Genomic DNA, 21,541 nt, shown 5'->3' with positions numbered 1-21,541 from the left:
GCCGGGCGGCGTGACCACCCTTCCGCGTTCCGGCACCTGCCGGTTCGACAGGCGCCGGCGCGCAGACCGGGCCGGGGACGGAACGGTGCGTTGCCGTCGGCTCCGGCTGCCGCGCGCGGGCGCATGCGATGCTGCCGGCCAGCCCACCGCCGGATCTCCGCATGACCACCATCATCGCCCCGCGCGAGCACGACATCGGCAACATGGTCGTCCGCCGCGCCGTGCCGACCCTGCAGGCGCGCAGCGTGGGCCCGTTCGTGTTCGTCGACCACATGGGCCCGGCGGTGTTCGAGCCCGACGTCGGCGTCGACGTGCGGCCCCATCCCCACATCGGCCTGGCCACGGTCACCTTCCTCTGGTCGGGCACCATCCGCCATCGCGATTCGCTGGGCTCGCTGCAGGACATCAACCCGGGCGACGTGAACTGGATGACCGCCGGTCGCGGCATCTCCCATTCCGAACGCACGCCTGGCGAACTGCGCGGCGGGGGCCAGCCGCTGCACGGCATGCAGACCTGGGTGGCGCTGCCGAAGGCGCACGAGGAGACCGCGCCGGCGTTCCACCACCACGCCGCGGCAACCCTGCCGCACCTGCGCCATCGCGGCGCGCACCTGCGCGTGATCGCCGGGCGCGCGTACGGCGAGCAGTCGCCGGTGGCGGTCTTCAGCGACACCCTCAACGTGGCGATCGACCTCGATCCGGACGCAGAAATGCGGATCGAGGCCAGCCACCCCGAGCGCGCGCTCTACATCCTCGAGGGCGAGGCGCAGCTGGACGGCCACGACCTGCCCGCCCGCCACCTGGTACTGCCCACGCCGGGCGCGCCGGCGGTGCTGCGCGCGAAGACCCCGGTACGGGCGCTGCTGTTCGGCGGCGAGCCGCTCGACGGTCCGCGGCACCTGTGGTGGAACTTCGTGTCCTCCTCGAAGGAGCGCATCGAGCAGGCCAAGCGCGACTGGGAGGCCGGGAATTTCGGCACCATCCCGGGCGAGACCGAGTTCATCCCCCTCCCGGAAAGATGACGCACTTCAAATTTTGTGCATTGCATCATGCAGCCGTCCATGGCACTGTCGGGACACATCGGGGGATCTGTCATGACCATGAAGCATTGGCTCGCAGCCGCTGCCCTGTGCCTGCCCGCAGGCGCCTTCGCCCAGTCCGCCGGCCGCTGCCCGGAGTTGCCGGCCGGGAGTGGCCTGGCCTGGGAAACCGCGGCGGGCGATGATTTCCTGTTCTGCAAGGCGATGCGCGAAGACGGCCAGCAGGCGTTTTCGGTGATGTTGCGCGCGGAATCTCCGTTCCGCGAGCGCTTCAGGCTGCGCGAAGAGGAGGCGGTGATCGACGGCCACGAGGTGCGCTGGTACCGCGGCGAACTGGCGGTGCAGAACGCGCTGGTGCGCGAAACGCTGGTCGAACTCGACGACGAGCTGACCGCGCACATCATGGTGCGGGTGGACAATGAGCAGCAGCTCGCCGACAGCCTGCGCCAGGCCGAGGGCCTGCGCTTCTCCGATACCCGGATCGGCAGCAACTGAGTCGCGACGCCGGGCGCGCGCGAGTGGCGCGCCCCGTGTTCTAGGCCCACCCGCAGGGCGTTGCCGGCAGCGCCGGAGTCAGTCGCCGCCGACCGCGCCGTCGCGGAAGCGCAGACGCTCGGCGAGCTGGCGGTTCTGCGCCAGCAGGTCTTCCGAATCGGCCCGCACCACGATGTGCGCCTGGCTGCGCCGCCCCAGCTCCACCAGCGTCTCGCGCACCAGCACGTTCTGGCGGGTGGCGACGTCGGCGCGATACCAGCGCACGTCGTGGCCGTCGATCTCGGCCTCCTCCTCGCGCAGGTTGCGGTCGGGCCGGAACGGCGAATCGCGGCCCAGCATCACCGAGAACGCCTGGGTGCCGTCGCTGGCCCGGATCGCCTTGCAGAACACGAAGTCCGGACCGTTCACCACGTCCCAGCCCAGGTCGGCGCCGGCGGGAAGTTCGGGGCAGTTTTCGGCAGCGGATTGCGCGACCGCATGGCCGGACCACAGCAGGCCGGCCAGCAGCAGGTACATCGGCTTCATTGATCTCACTCCATGTAGCGAAGGGACCACGAGGTCACAGCCCTGCATGGGGGAAGTGCTGCACCGCAACAGCGTCGTGGGCAATTCATCGATGCCGCAAGGGGGATGAATTCCGTTTCGCGGCCACTATACCCAAACCGGCCGCGTGTCCAAGCACGAGTCGTGCTGCAGCGCCGCACGACGCGACATGCGGCACGTGGGATGCGCTGCGAATGCCGCGGTCGCACGTTGCGGTACACGCGGTGCTGGCGCCCGGCGTTCGCGGTGCGCAGCCATCGCAGCATCCGGCAACTGCACGCGCGAAGGCCGCCGCATCCGTGTTGGATGCGACGGCCCCGCGCATGCGTCTGCCACGTCCCCGCGAACACGGGGACCGCCGCCGTCAGAAGCGGCCTTCCTGGAAATCGACGAAGGCCTGCATCAGCTCCTGGCGCGTGTTCATCACGAACGGCCCGTGGCGCGCGACCGGCTCGCGCAGCGGACGGCCGGCGACCACCAGCACCCGCGCGCCACCCTCGCCGGCGCGCAGCGCCAGCCACTCGCCGCCGCCGAGCACCGCCATTTCCTGCGTCGCGAGGTCGCGCGCATCCTCGCCGTCGCCGAGCGCGACCGCGCCTTCGAAGGCGTATGCGAACGCGTTGTGCCCGTCCGGCAGCGCGTGCGACCAGGCCGCCCCCGGCGCCAGGGTGACGTCGAGATAGATCGGGTCGGTCGCCGGCTGCGCGATCGGCCCGCGCACGCCGTCGACTTCGCCGGCCACGATCTTCACCGACACGCCGTCCGCCGGCTGCACCACCGGCAGGCGATCGGGCGCGAACTCCTGGTAGCGCGGCTCGACCATCTTGTCCTTCGCCGGCAGGTTCACCCACAGCTGGAAGCCGCGCATGCGGCCGGCTTCCTGCTCGGGCATTTCCGAATGCACCAGGCCGCGGCCGGCGGTCATCCACTGCACGCTGCCGGAGACCAGCAGGCCCTCGTTGCCGTGGTTGTCCTTGTGCCGCATGCGACCGTCGAGCATGTAGGTCACGGTCTCGAAGCCGCGGTGCGGATGGCTCGGGAAGCCGGCCAGGTAATCCTCCGGGCGGTCGGTTCCGAACTCGTCGAGCAGCAGGAACGGATCGAGGTCGGGCAGTTCGCCGCCGCCGATCACCCGGGTCAGGCGCACGCCGGCGCCGTCGGAGGCGGGCGTGCCGCGGACCTTGCGGGCGATGCGGGCGTAGCGGACCGGCGTGGTGGCGTTCATGGGGCACCCCTTGGTTGGACAGGCCCACAATATGCGCCCGGCCAGGCGTGGCCACAGTGGCATTTGCGGAACGCTACTTGCCAGCCGCGCACGCCTTCCGCCGCGCGGCCTCCGCTCAGGCCATCCTGCGCCGCAGGCGCCAGGTGCGATGGATGCGCGGATTGCGCGCGAAGTCCGGCGGCAGGGTGTCCGCGCTGATCTCCTCGACCTCGGCGAAGGCCGACACCGCCGCGGCGTCGAGCCGGAAGCGGCGGTAGTTGTTGGAGAAGTACAGCACGCCCGCGGGCGCCAGCCGCGCCACCGCCAGCGACAGCAGTTCCACGTGCGCGCGCTGCACGTCGAAATCGTCGGCGCGCGCGGAATTGGAGAACGTGGGCGGGTCGCAGAACACGAGGTCGTACTCGCCCCGGTCCGCGCGCAGCCAGGCCAGGGCGTCGGCCTGCGCGATCCGGTGGCGGGTGCCGCCGATGGCGTTCTCGCGCAGGTTGTCGGCCAGCCATTCGAGGTACGTGGCCGAGAGGTCGACGCTGGTGGTCTGCGCCGCGCCGCCGACCGCGGCATGCACGGTGGCCGCGCCGGTGTAGCAGAACAGGTTGAGGAAGCGCCCGCCCTGCGCCTCGCGCGCGATCCGCAGCCGAAGCGGGCGATGGTCGAGGAACAGGCCGGTATCGAGGTAGTCGAACAGGTTCACCTTCAGGCGCGCCTCGCCCTCGCGCACGGTGAGCAGTTCGCCGCGGTGCGAGAGCTGTCCGTACTTGCTGCCGCCCTTGCCGCGCGCGCGGGTCTTGGTCGCGATGCGCTCGCGCGGCACCTCCAGCGCCTCCGCGGCGCCGGCCAGCAGTTCGCCGAAGCGGCGGCGGGTGACCGCTTCGGGAATCTCCGCGGGCGCGGCGTACTCCTGCACGTGCAGCCAGCGCTCGCCGCCCAACGCGTCGGTGTAGACGTCGATCGCGGCGGCGTACTCCGGGAGGTCCGCGTCGTAGGCGCGGAAGCAGTCCACGCGCTCGCGCGCGCGCCAGGCCTTCGAGGCGCGCAGGGTCTTGCGCAGGCGGTTGGCGACCATGCGCGCGCCATCGGAAAGTTCGCGGGGTCCGGAGGGGCCGCGCGCCGCCGGCTGGATCGGGTCGCACACCAGCAGCGTGCATTCCAGCGCCCCGTTGAGCACCTGGTAGTGCCTGCGCGCGCGCAGGCCGGTGGCGAAGCCGAGCTCGCGGTCGCCGCACAGCAGGCTCGCGCGCCACTCCGGCGCGACGCGCCGCAGCGCATCGCCGAGCGCGCGGTAGAGCGCGGCATCCGCCGCGAGGCGGGCGTCGTAGGGCGGGTTGCAGACCACCAGGCCCGGCGCGGTCGGGGCCCCGCGCGCGGCGCCCGGGTCCGCGCTGCCGTCATCGTCCGGCAGCGGGCCCCCGGCCCCTGGCCCAACCGCCGGCTCCAGCCGTGCCGGCAACTGGTGCAGGCGGTCGACCGGGCACACCTCCCAGGCGATCGCGTCGCGCAGGCCGGCCGCCGTCGCGTTCTCGCGCGCGGCGGCGATCGCCCGGGGATCGGCGTCGCTGCCGGCGAATGCGGGCCGCAGCGCGGCGCGGCCGGCACGCTCGCGCGCCAGCGCCTCCTCGACCAGCGACTGCCAGCGCGCGCGATCGAAGCCATGCCAGCGACTGGGCGGCGCGTCGCCATGGCGCAGCAGGCCCGGGGCCACGTCGGCCGCCATCAGCGCGCCCTCGATCAGCAGCGTGCCGCTGCCGCACATCGGATCCAGCAGCGCGCCGCCCTGCGCGTACAGCGCCGGCCAGCCGCCGCGCGCCAGCACCGCCGCCGCCAGCGTCTCCTTCAGCGGTGCCTCGCCCTGGGCACGGCGCCATGCGCGCCGGTGCAGCGGACCGCCGCCGAGGTCGACCGACACGATCGCGCGCCCCTTGCGCACCACCAGGTTCAGGCGCAGGTCCGGCGCCTCGACGTCGACGTCCGGGCGCGTGCCACCGTGCTCGCGCAACGCATCGACCACCGCGTCCTTGACCCGCAGCGCGGCGTATCGGGCATGCGTGATCGCCTCGCCCGACACGTGGGCGTCGACCGCCAGGGTCATGCCCGCGTCCAGGTGATCCTGCCACGCCACGGCACGCGCGCCGTCGTACAGTGCGTCGACGTCCGGGCAGTCGAACTCGACCAGCGGCCACAGCACCCGGCTCGCCAGTCGGGACCACAGCACCGCGCGCTGCGCATCGGCCGCGTCGCCCTCGACATTGACGCCGGCCACCGCCGCGGTGGCGCGCGCGCAGCCGAGCGCGACCAGCTCGTCGGCCAGCAGGTATTCCAGCCCCTTCGCGCAGGAGGCGAAAAACCTCATCGCGCCAGGCTGTCGAGCAGGCGTCCGAACGCCTGCGCCGAGGCATCGACATGGTCGGCCAGCCGGTGCTCGTCGTCGACCATCAGCAGCGTGGCGCTGCGCGCGCGCGCCCATTCGACCACCGACATCGCCTGGATCAGCTCGTCGTGCCAGCCGTGCACGATCGACACCGGCACGTCTGCCGCCTGCAGCGGCGGCGCGTCGCCCATGCGCGTGGGCGGCGCCATCAGGAACAGCGCCCGCACCGGCACCCGCAGCGACACCTGCCCGGAGATCCACGCGCCCAGGCTCGAGCCCGCCAGCACCAGCGGGCGCCGGTGGGCGGCCTCCACGGCCAGCGCGTGCAGCCGCTCGACGCGTGCGTGCACGTCGCCCAGGCTGCTGACATCGGTACGCGCGTCCAGGTCGGTGTAATCGGGCCGCTCCTCGCTCCAGCCCATGCGCCGGGCGACTTCCGCCAGCGCGGCCACCTTCGTCGCCGACGGCCCGCTCTCGAAGCCGTGCGACAGGATGCAGTGCCCGCGCACGCTCACGCGTCCACCCACTGCACCGCATCGCCCACGCGCACGAGGCCGCCTTCGAGCACGCGCGCGCACAGCCCGCCCATGCCGCGCAGCGCGTTGTAGCCACCGGGACCGAGCGCGGTCTCCATGCGCGAACAGGGATCGCAGCTGTCGGTGCCTTCCAGCAGCGCCTCGCCGACGCGAAAGCGCACGCCCTTGAGCGCGATGACCGGGATGCCGGAGACCAGCAGGTTGCGCCGCAGGGTCGCCGGCGCCACGACGGCGTGGCCGGCGAGCGCCGCGATCGCCGGCAGGTGCTCGGCCTGGATCAGGGTGACGCCGCGCTTGCCGCTGCCGCCGCGATAGCGGTCCCCGGCCAGGCCGCCACCGGCGGAGGCCTGCGCGGAATCGACCTCGCGCATCGGCACGTCGCGCGCGGGCCGCAGGCCGATCCAGCGCACCTGTCCGGCGCGCGGGAAGCGGGTCATGAGCCGGTGCAGGTCGCTTCCGGGCGGCGGCAGTTTCATCGCCCAATGCTAGCATCGCCGCATGCCGCGACCGCCCGGCGACACGCCGATCCACGTCGACCACCTGCCCTACGTCGAACGCCTGGACGCACGCCCGGCCGACGCGGTGGACCTGGTCGTCATCCACTGCACCGAACTGCCCGACCTCGCCACCGCGCGCGCGTACGGCGAGCAGGTGCGGTACGCCGACAGCGGCACCGGCAACAGCGGCCACTGGTACATCGACCGCGACGGCCGCATCGTCGAATACGTGCCGGCGACGCGCATCGCCCACCACGTGCGCGGCTGCAACCCGCGTTCGGTGGGGATCGAACTGGTCAACCGCGGCCGCTACCCGCGCTGGCTCGACGCCGGCCACCAGGCGATGGACGAAGCCTATCCCGACGCCCAGATCGAGGCGCTGGTGGCGCTGCTGGCGCACCTGCAGGCTACCCTGCCGGCGCTGCGCCACATCGCCGGCCACGAGGATCTCGACACCGCGCTGGTCGCGGCGGAAGACGATCCCGCGCGCCAGGTGCGGCGCAAGCGCGATCCGGGCCCGCTGTTCCCGTGGCCGCGCGTGCTCGCCGCCACGTCGCTCGCGCGCCTGCCCTGACGCCGCGCGCCGACCGCGGCCGTCCCGTGCCGGCCCGTATAATTCCCCGCACGTTCCCGCAGCCTCCGCCATGCCCTCGCCCGTTTCCGAACTGATCGAACTGCTGTCGCTGGAACGGCTCGAGGACAACCTGTTCCGCGGCCAGAGCCGCGACATCGGCACCAAGTACGTGTTCGGCGGCCAGGTGCTGGGGCAGGCGCTGTCGGCGGCCCAGGCGACCATGCCCGAGCCGCGCGCCGCGCACTCGCTGCACGCCTACTTCCTGCGCGCCGGCGACATCGAGCATCCGATCGTCTACGACGTCGACCGCACCCGCGACGGCGGCAGCTTCTCGGTGCGCAGGGTGACGGCGATCCAGCACGGCAAGGTGATCTTCTTCTGCGCCGCCTCGTTCCAGGAGGCCGAGCGCGGCGTCGAACACCAGCCGCCGATGCCGCAGGTGCCCGACCCGGACGACATCGCGCCCGCCGACCCGATCCCGCCGGAAGTGCTGGCCACGCTGCCGACCAAGGTGCAGCGCTGGCTCGACCGCGCCGGGCCGTTCGAATTCCGCCACGTGCATCCGCGCAACGACCTGCGCCCCGCCAAGCAGCCGCCGTTCAACCAGGTCTGGTTCCGGCTCGGCGAGCGCGTAGGGGATGGCCCGGAGCTGCACCGCGCACTGCTGGCCTACGCGTCCGACTTCCACCTGCTGGGCACCACGACCTTCCCGCACGGGATCAGCTACTACCAGCCCGACGTGCAGATGGCCTCGCTCGACCACGGTCTGTGGTTCCACCGTCCATTTCGCGCCGACGAATGGCTGCTGTACGCGATCGACAGCCCCAGCGCCCAGGGCGCGCGCGGGCTGGCCCGCGGCCAGGTGTTCAGCCGCGACGGGCGACTGGTGGCGAGCACGGTGCAGGAAGGCATGATCCGCGTGGTCGACGACGCGCGCGTGGCCGGCACCGTGCCGGCGAAGGACTGAGCGGCGATGCGCCAGGTCTTCAGCAGCGCCCGCCCCGAGAACGCCGAAGCCGTGGCCCGGCTGCTGGAAGGCGAGGGCATCGAGGTGCGGATCGAGAACGGACGCACCTTCCGCAGCAGCATCCGCGGCAGCTTCAGCTATCGCGAACAGCCCGGCGCGGGCCCGCGGGCAGCGGTGTGGGTCGTGCGCTCGGACGACCAGCCGCGCGCGCGCCAGCTGCTGCGCGAGGCCGGGCTGCTGGAGGCCACCGCCGCCAATCCGGGCAATTTCCTGCCCAATGTCGGCCATGCGGCGCGCCTCAATGCCGACTCGCCCACGCGCCGCGCCCGGCTGCGGCTGGGCCTGCTGGTGGCGGCGGTGATCGCGCTGGCGCTGTGGCTCAACCAGTTCCGCAATCCCGGCTGGGACCTGCCTGAACCCGCGGCCGCGCCCGCGGCGCCGGTGACGCTGGACCCCTCGCTGCTGCCGGTCGTCACCGATACCGGCGCCACCTATCGGCTCCCCACCCCGCCCGCGCTGGCCGCGACCCTGGCCGCGCGGGAACGCGAGACCGCGCCGGACGCCCCGCTGTGCCTGTCGGTGGATGGCGACGATCCGGGCGAATCGGTGCTCGCCGCCGCGCGCGCGGCCGGCCTCGCGCCGCTGCCGGCCTCCGCCTGCCCGGCCGACGGCGCACCGCTGCGGGTGGCCGTGGCCGACTACCGCACCGACGGCTCGGGCACCGGCACCGTGTCCGTATCGACCGCCCGCGGCGACGATGCGCCGCAGCCGCGCGAGCTCGCCGTGCAGCGCGACGAGGACACCTGGCAGGTGCTCCCCGTCCCCTGACCGGTCACATCCGCCCCACCGCGCGCGTCACGTCCCGACTTCCCACGCTGGCCACCGCATGCCGAACGACGCCATCGACCTGCTGATCAAGCGCGAACTGCCCGCCGCGGTGCGCGGCGACCGGGATGCCTACGGTCGCATCATCATGGCCAGCCAGAACACGGTGACCGCGGTCGCGCTCGCGATCACCCGCGACGTGCACACCAGCGAGGACATCGCCCAGGAAGCCTTCCTGTCGGCCTGGCACCACCTGCCGCGGCTGAAGAACGCCTCGAGTTTCCTGCCCTGGCTGCGCCAGATCACCCGCAACCTCGCCCACGACCACCTGCGCGGCCGGCGCAACCGGATGCTCGACGGCGAAGCGGCGGACCTCGCGATCCAGCACGCCGCAGACCCCGACGGCTGTCCGCTGCAGCAGGCCCTGGATGCCGAGCGCGACGCGGTCGCCGCCGACCTGATTTCCGAGCTGCCCGAGGAGAGCCGCGAGGCGCTGCTGCTGTACTACCGCGAAGGCCAGAGTTCGAAGCAGGTGGCGATGCTGCTGGGGCTGTCCGACGCCGCGGTGCGCAAGCGCCTGTCGCGCGCGCGCCAGAGCGTGCGCGACGACCTGCTCAGCCGCTTCGGCGAGTTCGCGCGCAGCAGCGCGCCGTCGGCGGCGTTCGCGGTCGGCGTCACCGCCGCGCTCGGCTTCAGCAAGCCGGCGGCGGCCGCGGGCCTGGGCATCGCCACCAAGTCGATCGCCGGCGGCCTGTTCGCGCGCTTCGCGCTCGGCTTCGCGGGCGCGGCCTCGGGCGGGCTGCTCGGCGGCCTGGTCGCGGCCTGGTTCGCGCGCGGCGTCATCCTCGACTACGCCGACACGGTCGAGGAACGCGACACGCTGCTGCGTTTTTCCCGCCGCTACATCGTCCTGTCGCTGGTGCTGATCGCGGCGATCATCGGCACCCACCTGGCGTTCGGCGACGAGCGCCACACCTTCGTCGCGATCGCGGTCGCGCTGCTGGCGATGAACTGGCAGCTGCTGGTGATGCTGCCGCGGCTGATGAACCCGCTGCTGGCGCGCGACGCGAAGCGCGACCCGGTCGGCGCGCGCCAGCGCCTGCTCGCCTATCGCCTGACCTGGGGCCGCGGCGGCGTCATGATCAGCAACGTGATCGTGATCGGTTCGCTGGTCATCGCGCACTTCCATCTCGGCGGCTGAGGACGGGCGCGCGGCCAGCGATCCAGGGCCGCAGGGCCTCCGATCCGGGCCGTACGGGTCGTGCAGCGCTGCGCATGAGGCGGACGCAATACAGGAAGGCCCGCGTCCTGCGACGCGGGCCTCCGGTCTTCCGGCAGGGATCAGCGGCGCTGCGGCGGCTGCAGTTCGGCGCGGCTCAGGAAGCCGTCGCGGTTGTCGTCCATCCAGGCGAAGCGCTTGGCCAGGCGCGGCATCTTCTCGTCCACTTCCACCCGGCTCAGCTTGCGGTCGCCATTGAGGTCGGCGGCGGCGAAGCGTTCGTCGAGGCGCTTGCGCATCTGCGCCTCGCGCTGCGGACGCTGGGCCTGGTGCCAGGCGTGCAGTTCGCTGCGGACCAGGAAGCCGTCGCGGTTGGCGTCGATCGCCGCGAAATGCTCGGCCAGCCGGTTCGGGCGGCCTTCGCGGCCGGCCTTGGCCGCGTCGACCTCGGCGCGGCTCAGGCGTCCGTCGCCGTCGGTGTCCAGGCGTTCGGGATGGCCGAAACCGCCGTGCCCACGATGCTTCCCGCCGTGTCCGCGGTGCTTGCGCTGCGGGCGCTCGCTGGCGTCCAGGCGTCCGTCCGCGTTGCGGTCCAAGCCGTCGAACTTCGCCGCCAGGCGGGGGTACTTCGCCGCCTCGCTGCGATCAATGGCACCGTCGCCGTTGGCATCGAGCGTCGGCCTGGCGCGTTCGCCGGACGGCGCGGGTTCGGCGGCAGTGGCGCCCAGCGTCGCGAGCGACAGCGCGAGCGCGATGAACAGGGTCTTGTGCGTCATTCTCGGATCCTCGGATGCGGCTCCAGCGCCGCCGTGCATCCGTCAACGCCCGCCGCGCGCGCCGGTTGACCCGGTCGCGGCCGCGTTCAGCCGGCCGACACGCGGCGGTCCCAACCGCTGCGACCCGCGCGCAGTATGCGGGGAGCCACCGGAGCGTTGACACGGCATGGGCGAGAACGACAACCTGCGGCTGTTCCATACCGGCACCCACGCCTGCGGCTACTGGCCCGATCGCACGGCGCGCGACCTCGTGTTCGATCCGCGCGACGAGCGCCTGCCCGCGTTCTATCCGCAGGCGCTGGAATGGGGCTTCCGCCGCTCCGGCGACATCGTCTACCGCCCGCACTGCCCGCACTGCCGCGCCTGCGTCGCGGTGCGCATCCCGGTCGCGACGTTCCGTCCCGGCCGCAGCCAGCGGCGCTGCCTCGAACGCAATGCGCAGGTCGAATCGCGCGTGCTGCCCGCGGAGCGCAACGAGGAACGGCTGGCGCTGTACCTGCGCTACCTGCGCGCGCGCCATCCCGGCGGCGGCATGGATACCCATGGCGCGCACGAGTTCGACCAGTTTCTGGTCGGCAGCTGGGCCAACACGCGGTTCATGGAACTGCGCGAGGCCGGGCGCCTGCTGGCGGTGGCGGTGACCGACGTCGATCCGCGCGCGATGTCGGCGGTCTACACCTTCTTCGATCCCGACGCAGGCGGCCGCGGACTGGGCACGCTGGCGATCCTGCGTCAGCTCGACTGGGCCGCGCGCGAAGGACGCGACTTCCTCTACCTCGGCTACTGGATCCGCAGCCACGACAAGATGGACTACAAGCGCCGCTTCCGCCCGCTGGAAGGCTTCGACGGCCGCCGCTGGCGTCCGTTCGACACACTGGAGTCCGCGTGAAGCCCCGCCTGTCCGCCCTGGCCCTGCCGCTCGCCGCGTTCGCGCTGCTGCTGGCCGGCTGCGTCCGCGTCAACGTGCACGGCACCCCGCCTCCATCGGAACCCGAGATGCCCGACACCCTGCGCGTGGCCACCTACAACGTTTCGCTCTACGACGAGGACACCGGCGGACTGGTCCAGCGGCTGCAGCTGGGCAACGCGCAGGCGCGGCGGATCGCGGCGGTGCTGCAGAAGGTGCGGCCGGACATCGTGCTGCTCAACGAATTCGACTTCGACCCCGACGGTCGCGCCGCCGACCTGTTCCAGCGCCGCTACCTGGAACAGCCGCAGCCCGGCGGCGGCGAGGCGCTGCGCTATCCCTACCGATACCTGGCCCCGGTCAACACCGGCGAACCCAGTGGACTGGACCTCGACAACAGCGGCAGCGTCGGCGGCGACGGCCGCGAGCGCGGCAACGATGCCTGGGGCTACGGCCTGCATCCGGGCCAGTACGGGATGCTGCTGCTGTCGCGTTATCCGATCGATGCCACCGCGGCGCGCACGTTCCGGCTGCTGAAGTGGAGCGCGATGCCGGGTGCGCGGCGCCCGGTGGATCCGGCCACCGGCGCGCCGTTCCATTCCGATGCGATCTGGAGCCAGCTGCGGCTGTCGTCGAAGTCGCACTGGGACGTGCCGGTGCGGACCCCGCTCGGGCCACTGCACGTGCTGGCCTCGCACCCGACGCCGCCGACCTTCGACGGCCCCGAGAACCGCAACGGCCTGCGCAACCACGACGAGATCCGGCTCTGGAGCGAATACCTCTCGCCCGGCGACCGGCCCTGGCTGTGCGACGACGCCGGCGCCTGCGGCGGGCTGGCCGCGGACGCGCGCTTCGTGATCCTGGGCGACCTCAACAACGACCCGACCGACGGCGCCGGCGAACACGAGGCGATCGTCGAACTGCTCGAACATCCGCGCGTGCTGCGCCACGCCACCCCGCGCAGCGAGGGCGCCGCGTTGGCCGCGGCGGAGGACGGCGGCGAGAACGGCCGCCATCGCGGATCGCATGCGCACGATACCGGCCGCTTCGGCCCGCGCGTGGGCAACCTGCGGCTGGACTACGCGCTGCCGTCGGTCGGCTTTTCGCTCGCGGGCTCGGGCGTGTTCTGGCCCGCACCCGGCGATCCGGACACGGAACTCACCGCCGCCAGCGACCACCACCTGGTCTGGGTCGACCTGCAGCGCTGATCCGCCGCCAGCCCGGTCCGCTCAGCGGGCGAACGCGGACGCCGGAGCGTCGACCGGCGTCTCCGGCGCAGCCGCCGGCGCCGCCGACGCATCCGCGCCGGCGTTCGCTGCCGTAGCGGCCGCCACCACCGGCCCGTTCTGTCCGTGCGGGCGGAACCCGAAGCTGCCCGCCTGCTGGCTGGACACGATCATCCGCACCATGCTCGAGGGCACCATCAGTTCGAGGGTGACGTCCTGGCCTTCGGCGGTGCGCCCGAACATGGTCATCTCCACGAACGCGCCCGCGGTGTCGACCTCGCTGCACGAGATGTGCGGACCCGCTTCGCCGTCCTGCAGGTAGGGCTTGATCGCATCGCCCAGCGCCTCGAGCGCCTGGGGATAGAAGAAGACGGCATAGCCGCTGTTGCCGTTCATGACTGGCTCCCTGGGAAAGTGACTGCGTGGCGCCGTTGCCGCCGGCCGTGTCGCGCGGCCGTGTCTTCCACGATGCGGCGGCGGGCGACGCTCCGGCGCGGCCGGCTACTGGAGTTCGATGCTAATGGCCGCCGTCGCATCGCGCGCGACTGCGCGCGCGGCCTCGACCGATTCGGCGCGCGCAAGGGTCACGCCCACCCGCCGCTGCCCTTCCACCCGCGGCTTGCCGAACAGCCGCAGCGCGGTGTCCGGGGCGCGCAGCGCGGCGCCGAGATTGCCGAACACCGGCACGCCGCTGCCCTGCGCGAGCACCGCGCTGGATGCGGACGGACCGCGCAGCGGGATCCAGCCGTCCGCATCCTCGCCCAGCGGCAGGCCGAGGATCGCGCGCGCATGCAGCGCGAATTCGCTCAGGTCCTGCGAGACCAGGGTCACCAGGCCGGTGTCGTGCGGGCGCGGCGAGACCTCGCTGAACCACACCTCGTCGCCCTTCACGAACAGCTCGACGCCGAACACGCCCCATCCGCCCAGATCGTCGGTGATCGCACGGGCGACCTGCTGAGCACGCGCCAGCGCACGTGGCGACATCGGCTGCGGCTGCCAGCTCTCACGGTAGTCGCCGTCGCGCTGCAGGTGGCCCACCGGCGCGCAAAACGCGGTGCCGCCTGCATGGCGCACCGTGAGCAGGGTGATCTCGTAGTCGAAGTCGACGAAACCTTCCACGATGCAGCGCCCGGCGCCTGCGCGGCCGCCGGTCTGGGCGTAGTCCCATGCGGGGCCGATCTCCGCCTCGCTGCGCACCGTGCTCTGGCCCTTGCCGGAAGACGACATCACCGGCTTGACCACGCACGGCAGGCCGATGGCCGCCACCGCCGCGCGGTACTCGGCTTCGGTGTCGACGAACCGGTATGGCGAGGTCGGCAACCCCAGGGTCTCGGCCGCGAGCCGGCGGATGCCCTCGCGGTCCATCGTCAGGCGCGCCGCGCGGGCGGTGGGCACCACGCGCTGGCCATGGTCGCGTTCCAGCGCCACCAGGGTGTCGGTGTGGATCGCCTCGATCTCGGGCACCACCAGGTGCGGCCGTTCCTCGCGGATCAGGGCCGCCAGCGCGGCCGGGTCGAGCATGTCCAGCACATGGCTGCGATGCGCCACCTGCATCGCCGGGGCATCGGCATAGCGGTCGGCGGCGATCACCTCCACGCCCAGCCGCTGCAGCTCGATCGCGACCTCCTTGCCCAGCTCGCCGGAGCCCAGCAGCAGTACGCGGGTGGCCGAGGCGGACAGCGGGGTACCAAGGGTGGGCATGGGACATCCGGTTCGACGACGGGCGGCCATTCTAGCGAGCGACCACGTGGGGCCGGCGGAAGCGGCCTTGGGCCGTCGCTGGCGCCCGGGGCTGCGTGGCCCCGGCGCGAATGGGCAGCGACGCCGGCCGAAGCCGTCGCCGGGCGGGTCCAGAGTTGCGCCGAACGTCGTCGGGAAAGCCGACGCTTGACAACTTTGATATCAAATTGATATCAATCAGGTCCACCGCCCCGGGGAGCCGCCCATGCTGCACATCGTCCACCTGATCGAACGCCGCCACCCCCGCCACGCCGGGCGCATCGTCGCGCTCCTGGTCGCGCTCTCGGCCTGCGGTGCCCTCGCTGGCGCGCTCGTCCTGTCCAGCCGCCACTGACCCCGGAGATGGCCATGAAAGAGAACCCCATGCGTTCGCTGCCCGGCATCCCGGTGCTGCTCGTGCTGCTGGCCACGCTCGTCGCGTGCGGATGGCTGTTCCTGCAGGGCGGCGGCGCGATCGCGCTCGCGATCGGCCTGGCGGCGGTGGCGCTGTTCCTGATGCTCGGCGCCTACATGGTCGAACCCAACCAGGCCGCGGTGGTCAGCCTGTTCGGCAAGTACGTGGGCACGGTGAAGGAGAACGGCCTGCGCTGGAACAACCCCTTCTACAGCAAGAAGAAGGTGTCGCTGCGGGTGCGCAACTTCGAGAGCGGCAAGCTCAAGGTCAACGAACTCGACGGCTCGCCGATCGAGATCGCGGCGGTGATCGTGTGGCGCGTGGTCGACTCGGCCGAGGCGGTGTTCAACGTCGACGACTACGAGAGCTTCGTCCACATCCAGTCCGAAGCCGCGCTGCGCGCGATGGCCACCAGCTATCCCTACGACCAGCACGAGGACGACCAGATCTCGCTGCGCAGCCACCCCGCGGAAATCTCCGACCGGCTCAAGGAGCAGCTCGACGAACGCCTCACCGCCGCGGGCGTGGACGTGCTGGAAGCGCGCATCAGCCACTTGGCCTACGCGCCCGAGATCGCCCACGCGATGCTGCAGCGGCAGCAGGCGAACGCCGTGATCGCCGCGCGCACCCGAATCGTCGCCGGCGCGGTGGGCATGGTGGAAATGGCGCTGGCCGAGCTGGAGAAGAGCGGCACGGTGAAGCTCGACGAGGAACGGCGCGCGGCGATGGTGAGCAACCTGCTGGTCGTGCTGTGCGGCGACCGCGGCACCCAGCCGGTCGTCAACGCCGGCTCGCTGTACTGACCGGGCGGCCATGCAGTCGCACCACATCGCCGCCCTCGTCTTCGCGCTGATGGCCCTGCCCGCCTTCATCGCCGCCGGCTGGCTGGGCGACGGCCGGCTGCCGGTCGCCGGCGGCAGCCGCGGGATGACCGAAGGCCGCCGCCGCGCGCTCGACGGACGCCTGGCGCGGCTGATGCGGATGGTCGGCATCGCGATGCTGGCGATGGCCGCAGGCCTCGGGCTCTGGGGCGGCGACCAGGCCCGCGTGCTCGCGCTCGCCGCGGTGATGGTGGTGGTGGTCAACGGCCTGGCGGTCGCGATGCTGGTGGCGGTGTTCCGCGCGCGCCGCGACGGCGGCGGGACCGGCGGCTGATGGCCGAGAAGAAGGCCTATCCGTTGCGCATCGGCGCCGACGTGCTCGCGGCGACGCAGAAGTGGGCCGACGACGAACTGCGCAGCCTCAACGCGCAGATCGAATACGTGCTGCGCGATGCGCTGCGCAAGGCCGGTCGGCTGCCGCGGGATCCGTCCCCGGAGCACGACGCCCCGCCATGACCGTCGTCCCCGCTGCCAGGTCCGTCGCGGGCCGGCGCCATCACGGGCGGGCCCGGCTGCCACCGGCATCCTGGCAATGGGATGCGCAAGGCCGCGGTCACATGCGTCCCGGCGCCCGCGTCCCCACTGCTGCCGCATCACCGTGGTGCTCGCGCGCGGCGCCGCGTTTCCCGATTCCGCCCTTCGCCTCAAGGGAGTCCGTGCATGAGCAAGCGTTGGCAGTACAAGATCGTCGAACTGAAGCCCGCCTTCCTCGGCCTGCGGGCGTCGGTGATCGAGGAGAAGCTGGTCCAGCTCGGCGCCCAGGGCTGGGAACTCGTATCGGTCACGCCCAACGGCGTGGCCGTGCGCCTGTACCTCAAGAAGGAGCAATGACATGAACCGTTTTCGCCGCATCTCCTCCGCATTCGCCCTGGTGCTGGCCATGGCCTGGGCCGCACCCGCACTGTCGCAGGACCCGCCGACCGAGGCCGACGCCGGCGCCGTGGCACTGGCCAGCGACGTGCTCGACCGGATGGACGCCGGCGATTTCGATGGCGTCGCCGCGACGTTCAACGCCCAGATGCAGGGCGCGCTCGATGCCGGAAAGCTGGCCGACGTCCAGCGCCAGATCGAGGCCGCCGGGCCGGTCTCGGCGCGCAGCGAACCTCGGGTGGTCCGCCAGGATGGCTACACCGTGGTGATCTTCCGCATCGAGCGCGAACAGGTCGACCTGGACGCCACGGTGGCGATCGACGCCGAGGGCAAGGTCGGCGGCCTGCATTTCGTCCCGGCCGGCGGCGGCCCGCGGTAGCACCGCGCGGCCGCGTCATGGCGCGCGGCAGCAGTCCCGGCCTCGGGCGGCAAGCGGCCGCCCGCCGCCGATGCCACCCGACCGCGGTCGCCGCGACAAGATCCACTACAGGCGCGCGCCGTCGCGCTGACGGGGCGCAACGCTCGCCACGTCGCACCCGCACGTGCAGCATTCCGGTCCAGCAACCGGAGCCGGCCGCATCGACGTGCGGCAATCCCCGCCATGGCGGGCGCCGGGCCACGCCGATAAGCTGCGCCCCATGCAACCGCGTCCCCGGACCCTACTCAACAGCGCCGAGATCGAACTCTGGCCGGCCTGGCTGCTGCGCGCGCGCGCCAGTGCCGACGCCCGGGTCCTGGCGCGATCGCGCCGCGTCCTGCGGCGCAAACGCGACGGCCACTATCTCGCCGCGGTACTGGACAGTGGGCTGATGCCGCTGGTGCCGCGACTGGCGCGCGAGCCCGGCATCGACGAGGCGCTGGACCTGCTCGATGCCCCGCTGCCGCCGTCCCATGCCGACGCCCGCACACTGCCGCCATCACGGGTCGAGGCACGGCTGCAGTCGCTGGGGATCGACGCCGACGCCTACGCGCGCCGCAGCGGCCTGGCGCTGGTACCCGAGCCTGCCGCGCTGACGCTGGCCGGCGTCGACCGCTATCGACGGCCGCTGTGGCTGCGCCGCGGCGCCGGGCGCGCTTGGCAGCGCATGCGCGAGGCGGCTGCGGGCGAAGGCATCGTGCTCGAGGCCATCTCCGGCTACCGCAGCCACGACTACCAGCTGGCGATCTTCGAGCGCAAGCGCGCGCGGGGCCAGGCGGTGGACGCGATCCTCGCGGTCAATGCCGCGCCCGGTTTCAGCGAACACCACGGCGGGTTGGCGCTGGATATCGGCGCGCCCGGCGAGCCGCCGGCGGAAGAATCCTTCGAGCAGACCGACGCGTTCGCCTGGCTCACCGCGCACGCCGCGGCGCACGGCTTCGGCATGAGCTATCCGCGTGGAAATCCCCACGGCATCGTCTACGAACCCTGGCACTGGCGCTACGCCGACACCGACTGAGACGGGTCGCAGCGACTGAAGCCGCGCCGGATGCGTGCGCCGTCGTGCGGTGTTCCGGCGCGCCTGTACCAGCGGGGACCGGTTGACCATCCGGCGCGGATGGCGTCGGTCGACACACTCCCCCATCCAACCGGCTGCACTGCCGCTGGACTGAGGCCATGCCGTTCGACGCGCCTGGGGTCCGGCGCGTGCTCGACAGCACCGGGCAGGTCCGCGGCGCAGGCGCCAGGCGACCGGTCTAGTCCTGCGACCGGTTCGTCGGCTTGCCCACCTGATCCGTGGAATCCGCGATGCGCCACAGGTACAGGCCGGCGTAGGTGCGGTACGGGCCCCAGCGCTCGCCGCGCGCGGCCAGTTCCTTCGGCGTGGGCATGGCCGCCAGGCGATCGACACGCTGCGCGCCCTTGCGGAGGCCCAGGTCGTCGGCCGGCAGCACGTCCGGGCGCCCGAGCCGGAACATCAGCATCATCTCCACCGTCCAGCGACCGATGCCGCGGATCGGCACCAGCGCGGCGACGATCTCGTCGGCGTGCATGCCGGCCATCTGCCGCAGTGTCGGGATCTCGCCCCGGGCCTCACGCGCGGCCAGATCGCGCAGCGCGAGCGCCTTGTTGCCCGACACCCCGCAGGCGCGCAGCGCCGCATCGTCGATCCGGCCCAGGGTCGCGGCATGCAGGCGGCGGCTGCCGATCGCCGCCTCCACCCGGCCGACGATCGTCGACGCGGCCTTGCCGCTGAGCTGCTGGAACAGGATCGCGCGGACCAGCGCGTCCACCGGGTCGAAGGGCTTGCGCCAGCGGGGCTCCGGCCCGATCGGACCCAGCCGCCGCATCCAGCTGGCGAGCCGCCGGTCGCGACGGTGCAGGTGGTCGAACGCCACCGTCGTGTCGAATCCGCGCGCGTACCGCGGCATCGCTCAGTCCCGCAGCGCGGCGACCGCGTACAGCAGCCAGCCGACCAGTACCAGGCCACCGCCGAACGGTGCGGCCGCGGACGAGCCGCCTGCAAGCGACTTCCACGCCAGCGCACCGGCGAACAGCGCGCTGCCCGCCAGCAGCAGGACCAGGGCCACCCGCGCGAGTCGGGTGAGCGGGCCCCGGCCGAGTGCGGCCAGCGCCACGCCGTGTCCGAAGGCGTGCAGGGCGGCGGTCTGGAGCGTGGCGCGGACGGCGGCGTCCGCACCGTGCGCCGCATAGGCCGACAGCGCCACGCCCAGACCGGCAAGCAGCGCGCCAGCGGCCTGCAGCGCGGGCGCGCCGCGCATCGCCGGGGGCCCGGCGCTCACCCCGTCCCCCCGAACGCAACGCGCCGCATCCGGGGGATGCGGCGCGCGGCGGTGGACGGCGTCGGCCTAACCGGGCCTATTCCTTCAGCCTCCAGAACACCTCGAACTCGCCGTTCTCGGTGAAGGCCTGGTCGATGCCGTTGTTGTAGTACTCGAACGGACGGTCGGTGACTTCGTAGCCGTGGGTCAGCGCCCAGGCGCGGACGGCATTGCGCACGTTCTCGAGCTCGGCCATGTAGCCGCTGTACACGCCACGGGCCGCCTTGCCGGCCTCGACGCGGACGTACTCGACCGGCGCGCCGTCGGGAATCTCGACCTCCAGCTCGCCCTCGTCGACCATCGGCGCCTGCGCGACGGCCGGCGCGTTCTCTTCGCCTTCGCCCTGCTCGCCCTCGGCCTCGTCGCTGCCCGCGTCCTCGTCGGCGCCACCGGCGCCCTTGCGGCGCACCGGCTGCACCACGTCGAAGGTGTAGTTCTCGCGGCCCAGCTCGGTGGAGACGATGCGCAGGGGGCCGGCGGGCTCCAGATCGTTCGCATCCATCGTGCGCTTGATCCACTCGCTATTGGCCTTCATCGAGGCCTTGATGAGCTCGTTGTTGCGCTCGACCGCGCCGGCCGAGACCGACAGCAGGTTCTCCGCGGGCCGATCGACCACGCCCAGGTCGGTCAGGCGCACGCCGTCGGCGCGGTAGTCCACGTTCGGAACCGCGGCCAGCATGCTGGCGAGCTTGGACAGGCCCAGCTTCATGTCCTCGCCGACGTGGCCACGCACGTACAGGCCTGCATAACGGCCCAGCAGGTTCCAGCCGTAGTCGACGCTGTAGGTCTGGGTGATCTCCATGTTGCGCCCGCCCCGGCCGGTCGGGGTCAGCTGGAACTCCATGCGCTTGTTCGTGCCGCGGTCCGGGGTCTCCAGCGCGTACAGCACGCGGGTGTCCGGATCGGACTCGATGATCTCCCAGCTGCCGCTGCCCAGCGAACGCTCATCGGACTCGTAGTCCAGGCGGGCGCCCACGCCCGACTCGGGGCCGGACAGCTCCATGCTCACGGCCGGGTCGCGCATCGGCAGCGCGTTCCAGTCGCCGAAGCGGCGCAGGCTGTTGAGGGTATCGAAGACGATCGACTGGCGCCGGTTGGTCTCGATCTGTTCGGTGATCGTGCGGTTCGAGGGCAGGAACAGGGCGACGAGCACGAACAGCACGGCGACGATCGCCGTTGAAATCAGGATCTCGAGCAAACGGGTCATTCAGGGTTCTCCGGGACCATTTCCTGCCTGCGCAGGCGCAAGTGGCCAATCGTAGCAAGATTGCCGGGCGCGGGGCGAGTCGGAAATGTTGCAACCGCAGGCCGGCGACGACGGATGGACCGCGCATCGGGATGCACCGGGCCTTCACGCCAGGTATGGCGGCCCCGTGCGGGATGCGCCCGGCATCTGCCCACCCCGGGTGCGGTCCGAAGGCCTCGAACACGACCCGGGTGCGCCTGCGCGCACCGGGCTCGGACCGGGTAAGCCGGGAGCGCTTGCGAGACACCGGCTCGCGCTGCCCGGGAACGCCCGCCGTGCTCCGGCGGGACGTGCGTACTGTCCCTCAGACGAGCTGCAGCTCGAACGCCTTGAGCACGGCCCGGGTGCGGTCGCGCACGCCGAGCTTGCTGAGGGTGAGCCGCCATTGCTTGCGAGGCACCGCCTCGCATGGCGGCGAACGCCTGCCGCGCTGCGGCAGGCCGGACATCCTGGCG

Annotated in this window: 26 protein-coding genes and 1 pseudogene; 15 read left to right on the top strand and 12 right to left on the bottom strand. The window is 72.5% G+C overall.

Features of this window, described 5'->3' with window-relative positions; genetic code table 11:
- The first annotated feature begins 161 nt into the window (after positions 1 to 161).
- A complete protein-coding gene (locus tag QFW80_RS01045; protein WP_280599104.1) occupies positions 162 to 1,022 on the top strand; it encodes a pirin family protein in 861 nt (286 codons plus the stop codon).
- Positions 1,023 to 1,094: 72 nt separating this feature from the next.
- Complete coding sequence (locus QFW80_RS01040; protein WP_280599103.1) at positions 1,095 to 1,535, top strand: hypothetical protein; 441 nt, start codon at positions 1,095 to 1,097, stop codon at positions 1,533 to 1,535.
- Positions 1,536 to 1,613: 78 nt separating this feature from the next.
- Here the strand turns inward: QFW80_RS01040 and QFW80_RS01035 are convergent, their stop codons facing one another.
- From QFW80_RS01035 to QFW80_RS01015, 5 genes are all read right to left on the bottom strand, one after another.
- Positions 1,614 to 2,060, bottom strand: coding sequence for a hypothetical protein (locus tag QFW80_RS01035; protein ID WP_280599101.1), 447 nt, complete (start codon positions 2,058 to 2,060; stop codon positions 1,614 to 1,616).
- Between the two features lie 382 nt (positions 2,061 to 2,442).
- Positions 2,443 to 3,303, bottom strand: a complete 861-nt coding sequence (locus tag QFW80_RS01030) for a pirin family protein (protein WP_280599099.1) — start codon at positions 3,301 to 3,303, stop codon at positions 2,443 to 2,445.
- Between the two features lie 115 nt (positions 3,304 to 3,418).
- Positions 3,419 to 5,650 (bottom strand): bifunctional 23S rRNA (guanine(2069)-N(7))-methyltransferase RlmK/23S rRNA (guanine(2445)-N(2))-methyltransferase RlmL, encoded by a 2,232-nt coding sequence (rlmKL, locus tag QFW80_RS01025; protein WP_280599098.1) that lies wholly within the window; start codon positions 5,648 to 5,650, stop codon positions 3,419 to 3,421.
- Complete coding sequence (locus QFW80_RS01020; RefSeq protein ID WP_280599097.1) at positions 5,647 to 6,177, bottom strand: alpha/beta hydrolase; 531 nt, start codon at positions 6,175 to 6,177, stop codon at positions 5,647 to 5,649. Before QFW80_RS01020 ends, rlmKL begins: the two co-directional genes overlap by 4 nt.
- Positions 6,178 to 6,179: 2 nt before the next feature.
- Complete coding sequence (locus tag QFW80_RS01015; RefSeq protein WP_280599096.1) at positions 6,180 to 6,680, bottom strand: MOSC domain-containing protein; 501 nt, start codon at positions 6,678 to 6,680, stop codon at positions 6,180 to 6,182.
- A gap of 22 nt (positions 6,681 to 6,702) precedes the next feature.
- Between QFW80_RS01015 and QFW80_RS01010 the strand changes: the two genes are divergently transcribed.
- The 4 genes from QFW80_RS01010 (at position 6,703) to QFW80_RS00995 (ending at position 10,268) form a co-directional block, all read left to right on the top strand.
- The gene (locus tag QFW80_RS01010; RefSeq protein WP_280599095.1) at positions 6,703 to 7,275 is read left to right on the top strand and encodes an N-acetylmuramoyl-L-alanine amidase; all 573 of its coding nucleotides are present in this window, start codon (positions 6,703 to 6,705) and stop codon (positions 7,273 to 7,275) included.
- Positions 7,276 to 7,345: 70 nt separating this feature from the next.
- Positions 7,346 to 8,242: an acyl-CoA thioesterase II gene (tesB, locus tag QFW80_RS01005; protein WP_280599093.1), complete on the top strand. Its 897-nt coding sequence runs from the start codon at positions 7,346 to 7,348 to the stop codon at positions 8,240 to 8,242.
- A gap of 6 nt (positions 8,243 to 8,248) precedes the next feature.
- Positions 8,249 to 9,070, top strand: a complete 822-nt coding sequence (locus tag QFW80_RS01000) for a putative signal transducing protein (RefSeq protein WP_280599092.1) — start codon at positions 8,249 to 8,251, stop codon at positions 9,068 to 9,070.
- A gap of 58 nt (positions 9,071 to 9,128) precedes the next feature.
- Positions 9,129 to 10,268: an RNA polymerase sigma factor gene (locus QFW80_RS00995; RefSeq protein WP_280599090.1), complete on the top strand. Its 1,140-nt coding sequence runs from the start codon at positions 9,129 to 9,131 to the stop codon at positions 10,266 to 10,268.
- A gap of 140 nt (positions 10,269 to 10,408) precedes the next feature.
- On the opposite strand, the gene QFW80_RS00990 is transcribed toward QFW80_RS00995, so the two are convergent.
- Complete coding sequence (locus QFW80_RS00990) at positions 10,409 to 11,062, bottom strand: EF-hand domain-containing protein (protein WP_280599086.1); 654 nt, start codon at positions 11,060 to 11,062, stop codon at positions 10,409 to 10,411.
- A gap of 166 nt (positions 11,063 to 11,228) precedes the next feature.
- Here QFW80_RS00990 and QFW80_RS00985 point away from each other — a divergent pair, with 166 nt between their 5' ends.
- Positions 11,229 to 11,951, top strand: coding sequence for an arginyltransferase (locus QFW80_RS00985; RefSeq protein WP_280599085.1), 723 nt, complete (start codon positions 11,229 to 11,231; stop codon positions 11,949 to 11,951).
- Positions 11,918 to 13,177 (top strand): endonuclease/exonuclease/phosphatase family protein, encoded by a 1,260-nt coding sequence (locus tag QFW80_RS00980; protein ID WP_425603479.1) that lies wholly within the window; start codon positions 11,918 to 11,920, stop codon positions 13,175 to 13,177. Before QFW80_RS00985 ends, QFW80_RS00980 begins: the two co-directional genes overlap by 34 nt.
- A 21-nt stretch (positions 13,178 to 13,198) precedes the next feature.
- Here the strand turns inward: QFW80_RS00980 and QFW80_RS00975 are convergent, their stop codons facing one another.
- Complete coding sequence (locus QFW80_RS00975; protein WP_280599083.1) at positions 13,199 to 13,591, bottom strand: hypothetical protein; 393 nt, start codon at positions 13,589 to 13,591, stop codon at positions 13,199 to 13,201.
- 105 nt (positions 13,592 to 13,696) lie between these two features.
- Positions 13,697 to 14,896, bottom strand: a complete 1,200-nt coding sequence (gene purT, locus QFW80_RS00970) for a formate-dependent phosphoribosylglycinamide formyltransferase (RefSeq protein WP_280599081.1) — start codon at positions 14,894 to 14,896, stop codon at positions 13,697 to 13,699.
- Positions 14,897 to 15,140: 244 nt separating this feature from the next.
- On the opposite strand from purT, the gene QFW80_RS00965 reads away from it, so the two are divergent.
- The 7 genes from QFW80_RS00965 (at position 15,141) to QFW80_RS00935 (ending at position 18,516) form a co-directional block, all read left to right on the top strand.
- On the top strand, positions 15,141 to 15,269 hold the full coding sequence (locus QFW80_RS00965) for a hypothetical protein (RefSeq protein ID WP_280599079.1): 129 nt from the start codon (positions 15,141 to 15,143) through the stop codon (positions 15,267 to 15,269).
- Positions 15,270 to 15,283: 14 nt separating this feature from the next.
- Complete coding sequence (locus QFW80_RS00960) at positions 15,284 to 16,132, top strand: SPFH domain-containing protein (RefSeq protein ID WP_280599077.1); 849 nt, start codon at positions 15,284 to 15,286, stop codon at positions 16,130 to 16,132.
- Positions 16,133 to 16,142: 10 nt separating this feature from the next.
- Positions 16,143 to 16,484: a hypothetical protein gene (locus tag QFW80_RS00955; protein ID WP_280599075.1), complete on the top strand. Its 342-nt coding sequence runs from the start codon at positions 16,143 to 16,145 to the stop codon at positions 16,482 to 16,484.
- Positions 16,484 to 16,666 (top strand): type II toxin-antitoxin system antitoxin, encoded by a 183-nt coding sequence (locus tag QFW80_RS00950; RefSeq protein ID WP_280599073.1) that lies wholly within the window; start codon positions 16,484 to 16,486, stop codon positions 16,664 to 16,666. Before QFW80_RS00955 ends, QFW80_RS00950 begins: the two co-directional genes overlap by 1 nt.
- A 204-nt stretch (positions 16,667 to 16,870) precedes the next feature.
- Positions 16,871 to 17,041 carry a DUF4177 domain-containing protein gene (locus tag QFW80_RS00945; protein ID WP_280599071.1) on the top strand — a complete coding sequence of 57 codons (171 nt, stop codon included), beginning with the start codon at positions 16,871 to 16,873 and terminating at the stop codon, positions 17,039 to 17,041.
- 1 nt (position 17,042) lies between these two features.
- Positions 17,043 to 17,459 (top strand): DUF3887 domain-containing protein, encoded by a 417-nt coding sequence (locus tag QFW80_RS00940; RefSeq protein ID WP_280599069.1) that lies wholly within the window; start codon positions 17,043 to 17,045, stop codon positions 17,457 to 17,459.
- A 259-nt stretch (positions 17,460 to 17,718) separates the two neighbouring features.
- Complete coding sequence (locus QFW80_RS00935; protein WP_280599067.1) at positions 17,719 to 18,516, top strand: M15 family metallopeptidase; 798 nt, start codon at positions 17,719 to 17,721, stop codon at positions 18,514 to 18,516.
- A 238-nt stretch (positions 18,517 to 18,754) separates the two neighbouring features.
- Here QFW80_RS00935 and QFW80_RS00930 read toward each other — a convergent pair whose 3' ends face one another.
- From QFW80_RS00930 to QFW80_RS00915, 4 genes and pseudogenes are all read right to left on the bottom strand, one after another.
- Complete coding sequence (locus QFW80_RS00930) at positions 18,755 to 19,429, bottom strand: DNA-3-methyladenine glycosylase family protein (RefSeq protein WP_280599065.1); 675 nt, start codon at positions 19,427 to 19,429, stop codon at positions 18,755 to 18,757.
- Positions 19,430 to 19,432: 3 nt separating this feature from the next.
- Positions 19,433 to 19,801, bottom strand: a complete 369-nt coding sequence (locus tag QFW80_RS00925) for a DUF423 domain-containing protein (RefSeq protein ID WP_280599063.1) — start codon at positions 19,799 to 19,801, stop codon at positions 19,433 to 19,435.
- Positions 19,802 to 19,877: 76 nt separating this feature from the next.
- Entirely contained in the window at positions 19,878 to 21,047 is a 1,170-nt protein-coding gene (locus QFW80_RS00920; protein WP_280599061.1) for a polyketide cyclase, read from the bottom strand.
- A 343-nt stretch (positions 21,048 to 21,390) separates the two neighbouring features.
- Positions 21,391 to 21,459: pseudogene (locus tag QFW80_RS00915) on the bottom strand (DNA-binding response regulator); the annotation flags it as partial.
- Positions 21,460 to 21,541 lie beyond the last annotated feature (82 nt).

Source organism: Luteimonas rhizosphaericola, assembly GCF_029888045.1.
GTDB classification, from domain to species: domain Bacteria; phylum Pseudomonadota; class Gammaproteobacteria; order Xanthomonadales; family Xanthomonadaceae; genus Luteimonas; species Luteimonas rhizosphaericola.
Note: the sequence above shows the minus strand (reverse complement) of the source record. Positions and strands in the feature narration are given on the sequence as shown.

What these genes read in the sequence shown, in the direction of transcription:
- QFW80_RS01045 (WP_280599104.1), top strand. Translation starts at nt 162, where the DNA reads ATGACCACCATCATCGCCCCGCGCGAGCACGACATCGGCAACATGGTC.
- QFW80_RS01040 (WP_280599103.1), top strand. Translation starts at nt 1,095, where the DNA reads ATGACCATGAAGCATTGGCTCGCAGCCGCTGCCCTGTGCCTGCCCGCA.
- QFW80_RS01035 (WP_280599101.1), bottom strand. Translation starts at nt 2,060, where the DNA reads ATGAAGCCGATGTACCTGCTGCTGGCCGGCCTGCTGTGGTCCGGCCAT.
- QFW80_RS01030 (WP_280599099.1), bottom strand. Translation starts at nt 3,303, where the DNA reads ATGAACGCCACCACGCCGGTCCGCTACGCCCGCATCGCCCGCAAGGTC.
- rlmKL (WP_280599098.1), bottom strand. Translation starts at nt 5,650, where the DNA reads ATGAGGTTTTTCGCCTCCTGCGCGAAGGGGCTGGAATACCTGCTGGCC.
- QFW80_RS01015 (WP_280599096.1), bottom strand. Translation starts at nt 6,680, where the DNA reads ATGAAACTGCCGCCGCCCGGAAGCGACCTGCACCGGCTCATGACCCGC.
- QFW80_RS01010 (WP_280599095.1), top strand. Translation starts at nt 6,703, where the DNA reads ATGCCGCGACCGCCCGGCGACACGCCGATCCACGTCGACCACCTGCCC.
- tesB (WP_280599093.1), top strand. Translation starts at nt 7,346, where the DNA reads ATGCCCTCGCCCGTTTCCGAACTGATCGAACTGCTGTCGCTGGAACGG.
- QFW80_RS01000 (WP_280599092.1), top strand. Translation starts at nt 8,249, where the DNA reads ATGCGCCAGGTCTTCAGCAGCGCCCGCCCCGAGAACGCCGAAGCCGTG.
- QFW80_RS00995 (WP_280599090.1), top strand. Translation starts at nt 9,129, where the DNA reads ATGCCGAACGACGCCATCGACCTGCTGATCAAGCGCGAACTGCCCGCC.
- QFW80_RS00990 (WP_280599086.1), bottom strand. Translation starts at nt 11,062, where the DNA reads ATGACGCACAAGACCCTGTTCATCGCGCTCGCGCTGTCGCTCGCGACG.
- QFW80_RS00985 (WP_280599085.1), top strand. Translation starts at nt 11,229, where the DNA reads ATGGGCGAGAACGACAACCTGCGGCTGTTCCATACCGGCACCCACGCC.
- QFW80_RS00975 (WP_280599083.1), bottom strand. Translation starts at nt 13,591, where the DNA reads ATGAACGGCAACAGCGGCTATGCCGTCTTCTTCTATCCCCAGGCGCTC.
- purT (WP_280599081.1), bottom strand. Translation starts at nt 14,896, where the DNA reads ATGCCCACCCTTGGTACCCCGCTGTCCGCCTCGGCCACCCGCGTACTG.
- QFW80_RS00965 (WP_280599079.1), top strand. Translation starts at nt 15,141, where the DNA reads ATGCTGCACATCGTCCACCTGATCGAACGCCGCCACCCCCGCCACGCC.
- QFW80_RS00960 (WP_280599077.1), top strand. Translation starts at nt 15,284, where the DNA reads ATGAAAGAGAACCCCATGCGTTCGCTGCCCGGCATCCCGGTGCTGCTC.
- QFW80_RS00955 (WP_280599075.1), top strand. Translation starts at nt 16,143, where the DNA reads ATGCAGTCGCACCACATCGCCGCCCTCGTCTTCGCGCTGATGGCCCTG.
- QFW80_RS00950 (WP_280599073.1), top strand. Translation starts at nt 16,484, where the DNA reads ATGGCCGAGAAGAAGGCCTATCCGTTGCGCATCGGCGCCGACGTGCTC.
- QFW80_RS00945 (WP_280599071.1), top strand. Translation starts at nt 16,871, where the DNA reads ATGAGCAAGCGTTGGCAGTACAAGATCGTCGAACTGAAGCCCGCCTTC.
- QFW80_RS00940 (WP_280599069.1), top strand. Translation starts at nt 17,043, where the DNA reads ATGAACCGTTTTCGCCGCATCTCCTCCGCATTCGCCCTGGTGCTGGCC.
- QFW80_RS00935 (WP_280599067.1), top strand. Translation starts at nt 17,719, where the DNA reads ATGCAACCGCGTCCCCGGACCCTACTCAACAGCGCCGAGATCGAACTC.
- QFW80_RS00930 (WP_280599065.1), bottom strand. Translation starts at nt 19,429, where the DNA reads ATGCCGCGGTACGCGCGCGGATTCGACACGACGGTGGCGTTCGACCAC.
- QFW80_RS00920 (WP_280599061.1), bottom strand. Translation starts at nt 21,047, where the DNA reads ATGACCCGTTTGCTCGAGATCCTGATTTCAACGGCGATCGTCGCCGTG.